The sequence below is a fragment of the Streptomyces swartbergensis genome (genome assembly GCF_002148965.1).
Lineage (GTDB): Bacteria > Actinomycetota > Actinomycetes > Streptomycetales > Streptomycetaceae > Streptomyces > Streptomyces swartbergensis.
Genome location: NZ_NGFN01000270.1, coordinates 1 through 11,868 on the forward strand (window position 1 = coordinate 1; position 11,868 = coordinate 11,868).

Sequence of the window (11,868 nt, forward strand, 5' to 3'; positions counted from 1 at the left end):
GGAGATGAGGGGCGGCTGCGCTCGGGGGAATGCCGATGGCCCGGCCCACCACGTGGGTGGGGCCGGGCCATCAGGGAGAGTGTCAGCCCTCCGTGGGCTCCGCGCCGGCCGTGGCCTTGCGGGTGCGGCGGGCCCTCGGCTTCGCCTCGACCGCGTCGTCCGCGACGTCGGCGGAGGCTGCGGCCGTCGCGGTCTTCCGCGTGCGACGCGGCTTGGCGGCCTCCGGCTCCTGCCCGGCCTGTGCCGGGATACCGGCGGGCTCGGTGACCTTGCGGGTGCGGCGGCGCGGCTTGACCTCGGTGCCTTCGGCCGTGTCGGCGGCGGCTTCGGCCGTTGCGGTGGCTGCGGTGGTCTTCCGCGTGCGGCGGGGCTTGGCCTCGGCGGTCTCGGCATCCGCCGTCGCGGCAGCCGTCTTCCGCGTACGGCGCGGCTTCGCCTCGGTCTTCTCGGCCGTGTCGACGCTCGCCTCGGCCTTGGCCGTCGCCTTGCGGGCACGCCTCGGCTTGGCTTCGGCGGCCTCCGGCTCCTGAGCCGTCTGGGCCGGGATCCCGGCGGCGACGGACTCGGCGGGCTCGGCGGTTTCGACGGCCTTGCGGGTGCGGCGGCGCGGCTTGACCTCGGTGCCTTCGGCCGTGTCGGCGGCGGCTTCGGCCGCTGCGGTGGTCTTCCGCGTGCGGCGGGGCTTGGCCTCGGCGGTCTCGGCCGTGTCGACGGCGTCCTCCGCCACGGCTGCGGCCTTGCGGGTGCGGCGCGGCCTGGTCTCCGTGCCTTCGGCCGTGTCGGCGGCGGTCTCGGCTGCTGCGGTGGTCTTCCGCGTGCGGCGGGGCTTGGGCTCGGTGGCCTGCGCCTCGCCGGCGTCCTCCGCCGCTGCCGTTGCCTTGCGCGTACGCCTGGGCTTCGCCGCGGCGGTCTCGGCCGTGTCGACGGCGTCCTCTGCGGCGGTCGCCTTGCGCGTGCGGCGCGGCTGGGTCTCCGCGGCCTCGGCCGGAGCGGCAGGGGCCTCGGACGCGGCAGCCGTCTTGCGGGTGCGCCGCGGCTTCGTCTCCGCCGGCTCCGGTGCGGACTCGGTGGTCCCCTCGGCCGTGTCGAGCGCCGACTCGGCCGCCGAGGCGGCCGTGCTCTTGCGGGTGCGGCGGCGCGGCCTGGACGCGGGAGCCTCGGCCTGGTCGGTCGCCGGGGCGGCAACGACCGGCGCGGCATCCGCCTCAGCCGGGGCCTCCGCGGCAGCCGACGGCGTCACCGCGGCCTCGGCCTCCACCGCCGGCGTCTCCGACCTGCGCGTACGGCGCCGGCGCGACCCCTCCGTGCTCGTGCCCTCCGCCGTCGCCACGGCGTTCTCCGCCGGCTCGGGCGCGGGGGACTCGACCGCCGTGACCGGCGCCGACTCGCCAGAGGCGCCACCGCGGGTGCGGCGACGGCGACGCGGGGTGCGCGCAGCCGTGACGGCCTCCGCCTCGGCGGAGCCGCCCGTGGCCGTGGTGTCAGCAGTGGCGGTGCCGGTGGGCTCCGGCGCTCCGTCCAGCGGCGTCCCGCCGCGCATACGGCGGCGACGTCGCGGCGTACGGGCCGAACGCTCGTGGTCGGCCGACGGGGACTCGTCCCGGCCGCCACGACCTCGGCCGCCGCGCCCGCGCGGCCCCCGGCCGCCCGTTTCGCCCAGGTCCTCCAGCTCCTCCGCCTCCAGCCCGGCGCGCTTGCGCTCCGAGCGCGGCAGGACGCCCTTCGTGCCCTCGGGGATGCCGAGGTCGGCGTAGAGGTGCGGGGACGTGGAGTACGTCTCCGGCGGGTCGCTGAAGCCCAGGTCCAGCGCCTTGTTGATGAGCTGCCAGCGCGGGATGTCGTCCCAGTCGACGAGCGTGATCGCGATGCCCTTGGCGCCCGCGCGGCCCGTACGGCCGATGCGGTGCAGGTAGGTCTTCTCGTCTTCCGGCGACTGGTAGTTGATGACGTGCGTCACGCCCTCGACGTCGATACCGCGGGCGGCGACGTCGGTGCAGACGAGGACGTCCACCTTGCCGTTGCGGAAGGCCCGCAGGGCCTGCTCACGGGCGCCCTGGCCGAGGTCGCCGTGGACCGCGCCGGACGCGAAGCCGCGCTGCTGGAGCTGGTCGGCGAGGTCCGCCGCGGTGCGCTTCGTACGGCAGAAGACCATGACCAGTCCCCGGCCGTCGGCCTGCAGTATGCGCGCGACCATCTCCGGCTTGTCCATGTTGTGCGCGCGGTAGATGTACTGCTTGGTGTTCGCGACCGTCTTGCCCGCGTCGTCCGGCGACGTGGCGCTGATATGCGTGGGCTGCGACATGTAGCGGCGGGCCAGTCCGATGACCGCGCCCGGCATGGTCGCCGAGAACAGCATCGTCTGGCGCCGGACCGGCAGCATGTTGATGATCTTCTCGACGTCGGGCAGGAAGCCCAGGTCGAGCATCTCGTCGGCCTCGTCGAGGACCAGGCACCTGACGTGCTTCAGGTTCAGCTTCTTCTGCCCGGCGAGGTCGAGCAGCCGGCCCGGGGTGCCGACGACCACGTCGACGCCCTTCTTCAGGGCCTCGACCTGGGGCTCGTAGGCCCGGCCGCCGTAGATGGCGAGGACGCGCACGTTGCGCACCTTGCCCGCGGTCAGCAGGTCGTTGGTGACCTGCGTGCACAGCTCGCGCGTGGGGACGACGACGAGTGCCTGCGGGGCATCGGTGAGGTCCTCGGGCTTTGCGCGTCCGGCCTCGACGTCGGCGGGGACGGTGACGCGCTCGAGGAGCGGGAGGCCGAAGCCCAGCGTCTTGCCCGTGCCGGTCTTGGCCTGGCCGATGACGTCCGAGCCCGAAAGGGCCACGGGGAGCGTCATCTCCTGGATGGGGAAGGCGGTGATGATGCCGACGGCCTCCAGGGCCTCGGCGGTCTCGGGAAGGATCCCGAGCTCTCGGAACGTCGTAGTCAGGGTGCTGCCTCTTCTGTGTGGGCGGCGCGAGGCGAGCGCGGGGGTCTTGTCGGACCGTGCCGGGGACGTCGGCTGCCTACGGGCGGGCCGTAGAGCACGGGACCGCGCCGACGCTCTAGCGCTCATGCCGCTGAGGGTGTCCCTCCGGCATCCGCACGCAAGTGCCGTACGGACGGGAGGTTTGTCGGGTCGGAGCCGATCGGGCCTCCGACCGGGCATCCTCATACGTGCGGCCTGTCGAGGTACGTCGACGTACCAGCAGGCGCATTACCACCATACCCCGGAATCCCGCACATGCGATGGCCGATTTGGTCACGTAGTCGTCGTCACACTGATTGACCAGGGCCTTACGCCTCCCGGCGGGCGGGCTATTGTGCGCTTCATGACGAGCTCTGACAAGCCTGAGAACGCCTCGGACACCACCGCCACCCCGGCCGAACACACCGGAGTCGCCGCCCGGGACTGGGCGACGGCCTCCGCCGACCCGCAGTACCGCGCCGCGGTCGTGGACCTGCTCGGTGCGCTCGCGTACGGGGAGCTGGCGGCGTTCGAGCGGCTCGCGGAGGACGCCAAGCTGGCGCCGACGCTGGAGGACAAGGCGGAGCTGGCGAAGATGGCGTCGGCCGAGTTCCACCACTTCGAGAGGCTGCGCGACCGGCTCGCCGAGATCGGGGAGGAGCCGACGGGGGCGATGGAGCCGTTCGTCGCGGCCTACGACGGGTTCCACAAGCAGACGGCCCCCTCGGACTGGCTGGAGGGCCTCGTCAAGGCCTACGTCGGCGACTCCATCGCCAGTGACTTCTACCGGGAGGTCGCGGCCCGGCTGGACTCCGACTCCCGCGGTCTGGTGCTGGCCGTGCTGGACGACACCGGGCACGGCGGCTTCGCCGTGGAGAAGGTGCGTGCCGCGATCGACGCGGATCCGCGGGTGGGCGGGCGGCTCGCGCTGTGGGCGCGGCGGCTGATGGGCGAGGCCCTGTCGCAGTCCCAGCGGGTGGTCGCCGAGCGGGACGCGCTGTCGACCATGCTGGTGGGCGGTGTCGCGGACGGCTTCGACCTCGCCGAGGTCGGCAAGATGTTCTCCCGAATCACCGAGGCGCACACCAAGCGGATGGCTGCGCTGGGATTGGCCGCGTAGCGCTGCGCGCAGGGTGGTTCTGGTGGTGCAGCGCGCCGCACGGGGTGGTTCCGGCTGTGTCGCGGCTGCGGGCCGTTGTCGTGCGGGCGGTTGTCGTGCGGGCGGTTGTCGTGCGGGCCGTTGTCGGCTGGGCGCGCAATTCCCCGCGCCCCTGACAGCAACGGCTACGCCGTCGCCGATCGTCGGCGCAGGCGCCCCGCGGGGCGCAGCAGCAGCGACAGCGAGGCCACCGAGACGATCACCGCGCCGAGCAGCACCAGCAGCCAGTGCCCGGCGTCCAGCGCGCTGTGCATGACGAAGGCCCCGAAGAGGGCGCCGGCTACACCGGTCGACAGCACCAGGGGTCGGGGCGGAAGGCGATGTGCCAGGCGATGCGTGGCCGCCCATGCCAGGGCCAGGCCCAGGATCGCGGAGCTCAGCGCTTCCAGGAGCATGTCGGGGTCCCTCCCACCTGGCCTGCCCGAATCGGTCGTAGCCCGTCATACCCCTGACCTGCGGAATCCAATCCACTTCTGTGGGCGAATCGTGCTCCGTCCGGGGAGGAACCCGTGTGCCGCACGGGGTGCCGCGGGGACGGGAAAACGCGAACGGGGCGGGCCGGCCGACAGCCGCCCCGCCCCGTTCCACACATGCGCCTACAGAGCGCCGAAGCCCACCTTGCGCGGGGCCGGCTCACCGAGCTCGACGTACGCGAGACGGTCGGCCGGGACCAGGACCTTGCGGCCGTGCTCGTCCACGAGGGTCAGCAGCGCTGACTTCCCGGCCAGCGCCTCGGACACCGCCCGCTCGACCTCCTCGGCACTCTGACCGCTCTCCAGAACGATCTCGCGGGGCGCGTGCTGCACGCCGATCTTGACCTCCACGGCTATGTCCCTCCGACGGTCAGTGATGTGCGCGACCTTCCGCGCCGTACGCAGCACACATTAGCCCGGTGAGGGGACCGGCATGCTCCGCCCGAGAACGCCACGAGCGAACAGCGGGCGGGAACAAGGCGGCCGTCAGTGGTGCTGCTGGTCGGTTCCGTGCAGCGGGAAGCCCGCGATGCCGCGCCAGGCGAGCGAGGCGAGCAGCTGTACGGCCTGGTCGCGCGGCACGCTGCGGTCGCTGTGCAGCCAGGACCGGGCCACCACCTGGGCGAGGCCGCCCAGCCCCGAGGCGAGCAGCATCGACTCCGCGCGCGACAGGCCCGTGTCCTCGGCGATGACGTCGCAGATCGCCTCCGCACACTCGTTCGTGACCTTGTCGACGCGCTCGCGCACGGCGGGCTCGTTGGTCAGGTCCGACTCGAAGACCAGACGGAAGGCGCCGCCGTCGTCCTCGACGTACGCGAAGTAGGCGTCCATCGTCGCCCGGACGCGCTGCTTGTTGTCGGTGGTCGACGCCAGCGCGTTCCGTACGGCCTGGATGAGCGACTCGCAGTGCTGGTCCAGCAGCGCGAGGTAGAGGTCGAGCTTGCCCGGGAAGTGCTGGTAGAGCACCGGCTTGCTGACGCCGGCGCGCTCCGCGATGTCGTCCATCGCGGCCGCGTGGTAGCCCTGGGCCACGAAGACCTCCTGGGCGGCACCCAGGAGCTGGTTCCGTCGGGCACGGCGCGGCAGGCGAGTGCCCCGCGGGCGAACCGCCTCTGTCTGCTCGATGGCTGTCACGCCGCCTCCCATGTTCGTCCATGTGCGGATCTGGCCGCGTCGCCATCGTACTTTTCGGTAACCGTGGTGTGCGCGGTGAGAGCGCAGAATTTCACGGACCGGACGGTTACGAAAGCGGTTGAGAAGGTTTCAAACAGGGTCAGAGCGGGCAAAATGCGGCTCCTTTCCTGCTCGGTGATGCTCCTTGTCGCCGCCCGGCGGCGTGCGTCACCGGTAGTCGTCCTCGTCGAGGGTGACGATCCGGGCCTGATCCACCAGGTCGGCCTCGTTGGCGCGGTCGGGGTCGAGGCGGGTGAGCGGCTCGTCGCGGTTCGGTGTGACGTCCGTGTGCTGCTCGGCCGCGTCGGCCTCGGGGGCCTCGACGTCGTCCGGCGTCTCCGGCACCTCCTCGGTCTCGAAGGTCTCCGGGTCTGTGGGGTCTACGGCCATGCTGGGCTCCCTTCCTACGAACGTCCCTGGGAATGCAGGGGCCACACGCGGGTGCCCTCTCTACGAGCCTAGGAGACACCCGATCCGGACGCTATGCGATCCGCGTCCGGGACGTGACGCAGTGCGCATCCCGTTGAATGCTTCTTGTATGCCCTGTCTTTCCCAGGCGCCTCCCCCTTCCCGGGTGCCTTTCCTTCCAGGAGCGCCTTCCCCGTGTCTGCCTCATGTGCCCGCCCCACATGGCCGATTCCTGTGACGGCGAACACATGAGCCACTACGTGATCGTCTCGTAACATTGGCGCATGTCTTCGACCGAGCTGCCGTTCGTGCCGCCCGCCAACGTGCTGCCGAAGGTGGGGGCTGTCAGGGTCGCCGAGGGCGAGCGGCTCAGGTCGGTCGAGCTGCCCGGGGTCACGCTGACGGTGCGGTCGAGGCCTCCCGTGCGCAAGGGGCTGGCTCCCGCGCTGTACGTGCACGGACTCGGGGGGTCCTCGCAGAACTGGTCGGCGCTGATGGCGCTGCTGGACGACGTCGTCGAGTGCGAGGCCCTCGACCTGCCGGGCTTCGGCGACTCCCCGCCGCCGGACGACGGCGACTACTCCGTCACGGGGCACGCGCGCGCGGTCATCCGGTACCTCGACGCCGCCGGTCGCGGGCCCGTGCACCTGTTCGGGAACTCGCTCGGTGGCGCCATCACCACCCGTGTCGCCGCGGTACGGCCCGATCTGGTCCGTACGCTCACGCTCGTGTCGCCCGCTCTGCCCGAAATCCGCGTGCAGCGCACCGCCGTGCCCACAGCGCTGCTGGCGGTGCCCGGTGTCGCCCCGCTCTTCACCCGGCTGACCCGGGACTGGACGGCCGAGCAGCGCGTCCGCGGCGTGATGGCGCTGTGTTACGGGGATCCTGGGCGGGTGACGCCGGAAGGATTCAGCAACGCCGTGCACGAGATGGAGCGGCGGCTGCGGCTACCGTACTTCTGGGACGCGATGACGCGTTCCGCGCGCGGGATCGTCAACGCGTACACGCTGGGTGGCCAGCAGGGACTGTGGCGCCAGGCCGAACGGGTGCTCGCGCCGACCCTCCTCGTCTACGGTGGCCGTGACCAACTCGTCGGCTTCCGGATGGCCCAGAGGGCGGCCCGGGCGTACCGTGACGCGCGGCTGGTGACGTTGCCGGACGCGGGGCACGTGGCCATGATGGAGTATCCGGAGACGGTGGCCATGGCGTTTCATGAACTCCTCGAAGACGCGGGGGAGTTGGGCGAACGGCGAGCGAGGAAGGCTCGCGCGGACGAGGCCGTCGACGAAGCAGGCACCGACGAGAGCATGGGGGGCTGAGGCGCGACGTGGGACGCCACAGCCGCCGTGGGCCGGTCGCCAAGGGTGACACCGCGGACACAACCGCAGTACGGGACGGCCGGGCCGGGTCGGAGCAGCAACCGGTGCCGGGCCAGGCGCCGGACACGGGCCGGGGAGGCCGGACGGCCCCGCCCCGCGGTGCGTCTCAGGGCGGCTGGCCGCCGCCGGGCGCGGGCCCTCGCAGGACGCCGGGGCCTCGGCCCGCGCCGGTGGACGGGACGCCCGCGCAGGGGATGCCGCGTCTTCCGGACGGCTGGCTGCCGGACGGCACGCCCGTGCACGGCGCTCCGCGCCTGCCCGACGGCACCCCGGCGCGGGGACTGCCCCGCTTTCCCGACGGCACGCCGGCGCGCGGTGTTCCGCGGCTTCCGGACGGGACTCCTTCGCAGGGTGTTCCGCGGCTGCCGGACGGGACTCCTTCGCATGGCGTTCCCCGGCTTCCCGACGGGACCCCAGCGCAGGGTCTTCCGCGGTTTCCCGACGGGACCCCAGCGCAGGGTCTTCCGCGGTTTCCCGATGGCGCGGCGGCGCGCGGTGTTCCTCGGCTTCCGGACGGGACTTACGGGACTCCCGCCCACGGCTTCCCGCAAGCGCGTGGCGGCCATCCCGAGCAGCGGGAAACCGGAGGTGGCTGGGGTGAGTTGAGGGCCGGTGGCGGTGCTCCCATACCGCGGCAGCGGCGGGCTTCCGTGCCCGGGCCGCGGCAGGAGTATCTCGAGGCCTTCGACGAGGAGGACGACGTCTTCGCACCCCGTACGCCCGCCTCCGCACACGCGGCGGACGCCTACGCCTCCGTCACGGACTGGAGCGCGGGCGCCCCGGCCGGCATCCGCTCCGACGATGACGATGGCGACGACGCGGCGCCCACCGGCACACCCGCGCCGGTCAAGGGCGCCAAGGGCCGTACCTTCACCGGCATCGCGGCCGCCGCCGTCACGACCGTGTTGGCCGTGCTCGTCGCCGGCCAGGTCACCGACGACTCCGGCGGCGCCGACGTGCAGTCGCAGTCCGCCACCGATCAGGCCCGCGACCTCCGCGACTCCTCGTCCCGTGCGAACGGGCGGGCGCCCGCACCGCACGCCGGCGCGAAGCCACTGACGTACGACGAGAAGATGGGCAAGACGTATCCGCTCGGCGCCACGTTCAAGGGCTCGGGCAAGTTCGACGCCGTGCCCGGAATCGCCCAGGGGCCGGGTACGGGGCAGAAGTTCACCTATCGCGTGGACGTGGAGCAGGGGCTCGGGCTCGACGCCGAGCTGTTCGCCGAGGCCGTGCAGAAGACGCTCAACGACCAGCGCAGCTGGGCCCACAACGGCGCGCGCACCTTCGAGCGGATCTACTCCGGCAAGCCCGACTTCGTGATCACGCTCGCCAGCCCCGGCACGACCGCCGACTGGTGCGCCAAGTCCGGTCTGGACACCACCGTGGACAACGTCTCCTGCGACTCGGCCGCCACCGAGCGCGTGATGATCAACGCCTACCGGTGGGCACAGGGCTCGGAGACGTACGGCGACAAGATCCACGCCTACCGGCAGATGCTGATCAACCACGAGGTCGGCCACCGTCTCGGCTACGGCCACGTCACCTGCGACAAGGACGGCGGCCTCGCCCCGGTCATGCAGCAGCAGACCAAGTTCCTCGACCACGACGGCATCCGCTGCCGGGCCAACCCCTGGCCGTATCCCGGAAGCTGACGGGCGTCACAGGGGCCGGCCGGCCCGCGCAACGCGCTGACGTGTGCCGAAGTCGCGGCCCCGCGACGCCGGGCGGGCGACGCCAGACGGCCACGGCATGACGATCCGTGTCCGGTTGATCTCCTAGCGCGACGGAACGCGATCCGCACGCGAAAGTTACGACCGTTCACCCCTTTTGGTGGTGCGATGGACAACCGTCCGTCGCACCACCGCCTTGTCCGCATACGTTCGTCCCGCTGCGAGCCGCCGGGCAACGGCGGCTCCCCATACGGGAGATCGGGGGTGCACTCGTGCGCATCGGACTGCTTACGGAGGGTGGCTATCCGTACGTGAGCGGTGACGCCAGGCTCTGGTGCGACCGGCTGGTGCGCGGGCTCGGACAGCACGAGTTCGACGTCTACGCGCTCAGCCGCAGCCAGCACCAGGAGGACGAGGGCTGGATCCCGCTGCCGCCGAACGTCCGCAGGGTGCGCACCGCGCCGTTGTGGATGGCCGAGGACGACGAAGTGATCCTGGGCCGCCGCGCGCGCCGGCGGTTCACCGAGTGCTTCGGCGAACTGGCAGCCGTGCTGAGCGGGGCTTCCGGGGGCGCGCCGACCGCCGCCACGGGGCCTTCCGAGGGTACGTCGACCCCTGAGGCGGACCGTTTCGGCAACGCTCTGTACGGGCTCGCCGACCTCGCCCGCGAGGAGGGCGGTCTGGTGGGAGCTCTCCGCTCCGAGGCCGCCGTACGCACCCTGGAGCGCGCCTGTCGTGCGCCCGGCGCCCATCGCGCGGCGCGCGAGGCGCGCGTACCGGATCTGCTCGCCGTGGCCGCACACCTGGAACGCGTCCTGCGCCCCCTCTCCCTCGACTGGTACGAGGACGCCGGGCTCGGCGCGGTCGACCTCTGTCACGCCGCGTCCGGCGGTCCGGCCGCCCTGCCGGGCCTGCTGGCCCGCCACTTCACCGGCGTGCCCCTGCTGGTCACCGAGTACGGCGTGCGCCTGCGCACCCACTACCTGACCGCCCCGGACGCCCCACCCGCCGTACGGTCCCTGCTGGCCGCCTTCCACGGCGGGCTCGCCGCCGAGGCCTACGCACGGGCCGAGGTCGTCACGTCCGGCAACACGCACGCCCGCCGCTGGCAGGAGCGCTGCGGCGCCGACCGCGAGAAGCTCCGCACGGTCTACCCCGGCATGGACGCCCGGCCCTTCGCCGAGGTCGGAGAATCCCCGGAGTGCGCCGACCCGGACACGCTCGTCTGGGTCGGACGCGTCGAGCCCGCCAAGGACCTGGTCTCGCTGCTGCACGCCTTCGCGGAGGTCCGCAAGCGGCAGCCGAAGACGCGCCTGCGCATCGTCGGAACCCCCGCCGGTTCCGAGGGCACGGCCTACCTCGGCCACTGCCGGACCCTGGCCGCCCAGCTCTTCCCCGACGAGGCCGAGGGGCCGCACGCCGACGGCGACAACCCGGTGTCCTTCGAGGAGATCGGCGGGCCCGAACTCCCGGCCCCCGCCGACGCCTACGCCTCCGGCGCCGTGACCGTCCTCTCCAGCGTCGTCGAGGGCTTCCCGATCAGCCTCGTCGAGGCCATGCTCTGCGGACGCGTGACGGTGTCGACGGATGTCGGCGCGGTCGTGGAGGTCATCGGCGGCACAGGGCTCGTCGTACCGCCGCGCAACCCGCGGGCGCTCGCCGAGGCGTGCGTGGCGCTGCTGCGCGACCCCGACCGCCGTGCGCGTCTGGGTGCCGCTGCCCGCGCCCGTGCCCTCGAACTGTTCACGGTCGAGCAGAACATCGAGGCATTTCACGGCATCTACCTGGAGATCGTCTCGCGGGCGCCGATCCGCCGCGTGGTCCTCGACGAAACAGGGGCGCCGCTGCCCTTCGCGGTTCCCGCCGAGGACCACGTCCCGATCCGCTGGGCCGCCCCGTCGCCCAGCCTCGTCACCCGCGACGGCCCCGGCTGGGCGACGGGCAGACCCGTACGCGCGACCACTCCCGTCCCCGCCCCGGAGGGTGCACGATGACCGGCTTGGGCGAACTGGACCGCCCGGAGACCCCGACGAGCCCGGGGGCGCGGGACGCCCGCTCGGAGCAGGCGCCGAGCCCCGCGGCCACGCCCGAGACGACGCCCGCGGCCACGCCCGCGACCACGCCTGCGTCCGCACCGGAGGTGGCTGCCGACCGCAAGTCGTCCGCCCCGCATCGTGGTGCCGCCGACCCGGTGAAGGCGCTGATGTACCGTCACCGGGAGCTCTGCGAACGCGCGGTGGATCCCCTCGAGATCGCGGCGGGCCTGGAGGCGCACGGCATCACCGACCGGACCGCCGCCCGCTTCCGCCACCGCGACGTCTTCTCCCTCGCGGAGGAGATGTACGCGCGGGTCTCCCGGGACGGTGACGCACCCCCGCCCTCCGCGCCCGCCGCTCCACGGGCACGCGCCGACTGGGCCATGCTGACGCTCCTGCCGGGCACGGTGTGCGCCACCGCCGTGGCCGCCGTGCACCTCACCCACGGCCGGTCGCGCCTGTTCGCGGCGGCGGCCGGCACCCTCGCCGTGGCCCTGGCCCTCCGGGCGGCCCTGCGCCGAGGCCCCCTGAGCAGACCCGACCGCTCAGCCCCCGACAGGGCCACGACCTGGACCGCATGGCTCGTCGCCTACGCCGTCCTGGGCAACGGCCTGCTC

9 protein-coding genes and 1 pseudogene are annotated in these 11,868 nt (G+C 73.0%); 5 read left to right on the forward strand and 5 right to left on the reverse strand.

All coding sequences use genetic code 11. The features are described from left to right. Positions 1 to 82: 82 nt before the first annotated feature. The gene (locus CA983_RS31950) at positions 83 to 2,839 is read right to left on the reverse strand and encodes a DEAD/DEAH box helicase (RefSeq protein ID WP_086604286.1); all 2,757 of its coding nucleotides are present in this window, start codon (positions 2,837 to 2,839) and stop codon (positions 83 to 85) included. A gap of 475 nt (positions 2,840 to 3,314) precedes the next feature. On the opposite strand from CA983_RS31950, the gene CA983_RS31955 reads away from it, so the two are divergent. Beyond that, positions 3,315 to 4,070 (forward strand): ferritin-like domain-containing protein, encoded by a 756-nt coding sequence (locus CA983_RS31955; protein ID WP_086604293.1) that lies wholly within the window; start codon positions 3,315 to 3,317, stop codon positions 4,068 to 4,070. A 164-nt stretch (positions 4,071 to 4,234) separates the two neighbouring features. On the opposite strand, the gene CA983_RS31960 is transcribed toward CA983_RS31955, so the two are convergent. The 4 genes from CA983_RS31960 to CA983_RS31975 form a co-directional block, all read right to left on the reverse strand. Next, complete coding sequence (locus CA983_RS31960) at positions 4,235 to 4,504, reverse strand: hypothetical protein (protein WP_086604287.1); 270 nt, start codon at positions 4,502 to 4,504, stop codon at positions 4,235 to 4,237. Between the two features lie 201 nt (positions 4,505 to 4,705). After that, on the reverse strand, positions 4,706 to 4,933 hold the full coding sequence (locus tag CA983_RS31965) for a DUF3107 domain-containing protein (RefSeq protein ID WP_086604288.1): 228 nt from the start codon (positions 4,931 to 4,933) through the stop codon (positions 4,706 to 4,708). 135 nt (positions 4,934 to 5,068) lie between these two features. Beyond that, a complete protein-coding gene (locus CA983_RS31970; RefSeq protein WP_020269805.1) occupies positions 5,069 to 5,716 on the reverse strand; it encodes a TetR/AcrR family transcriptional regulator in 648 nt (215 codons plus the stop codon). A gap of 207 nt (positions 5,717 to 5,923) precedes the next feature. Then, entirely contained in the window at positions 5,924 to 6,145 is a 222-nt protein-coding gene (locus CA983_RS31975; protein WP_086604289.1) for a hypothetical protein, read from the reverse strand. Between the two features lie 302 nt (positions 6,146 to 6,447). Here CA983_RS31975 and CA983_RS31980 point away from each other — a divergent pair, with 302 nt between their 5' ends. From CA983_RS31980 to CA983_RS31995, 4 genes and pseudogenes are all read left to right on the forward strand, one after another. Continuing rightward, positions 6,448 to 7,482 carry an alpha/beta fold hydrolase gene (locus CA983_RS31980; RefSeq protein ID WP_086604290.1) on the forward strand — a complete coding sequence of 345 codons (1,035 nt, stop codon included), beginning with the start codon at positions 6,448 to 6,450 and terminating at the stop codon, positions 7,480 to 7,482. Positions 7,483 to 7,490: 8 nt separating this feature from the next. Then, complete coding sequence (locus tag CA983_RS31985) at positions 7,491 to 9,197, forward strand: DUF3152 domain-containing protein (protein WP_086604291.1); 1,707 nt, start codon at positions 7,491 to 7,493, stop codon at positions 9,195 to 9,197. Positions 9,198 to 9,487: 290 nt separating this feature from the next. Further along, positions 9,488 to 11,209 (forward strand): DUF3492 domain-containing protein, encoded by a 1,722-nt coding sequence (locus CA983_RS31990; protein WP_086604292.1) that lies wholly within the window; start codon positions 9,488 to 9,490, stop codon positions 11,207 to 11,209. Next, a pseudogene (locus tag CA983_RS31995) lies at positions 11,206 to 11,868 on the forward strand (hypothetical protein); the annotation flags it as partial. The gene CA983_RS31990 and the pseudogene CA983_RS31995, both read left to right, overlap by 4 nt.

Bases quoted from the DNA above. Each gene is read 5' to 3' on its own strand.
- CA983_RS31955 (WP_086604293.1), top strand. From the start codon at position 3,315: ATGACGAGCTCTGACAAGCCTGAGAACGCCTCGGACACCACCGCCACC.
- CA983_RS31975 (WP_086604289.1), bottom strand. From the start codon at position 6,145: ATGGCCGTAGACCCCACAGACCCGGAGACCTTCGAGACCGAGGAGGTG.
- CA983_RS31950 (WP_086604286.1), bottom strand. From the start codon at position 2,839: ATGACGCTCCCCGTGGCCCTTTCGGGCTCGGACGTCATCGGCCAGGCC.
- CA983_RS31980 (WP_086604290.1), top strand. From the start codon at position 6,448: ATGTCTTCGACCGAGCTGCCGTTCGTGCCGCCCGCCAACGTGCTGCCG.
- CA983_RS31960 (WP_086604287.1), bottom strand. From the start codon at position 4,504: ATGCTCCTGGAAGCGCTGAGCTCCGCGATCCTGGGCCTGGCCCTGGCA.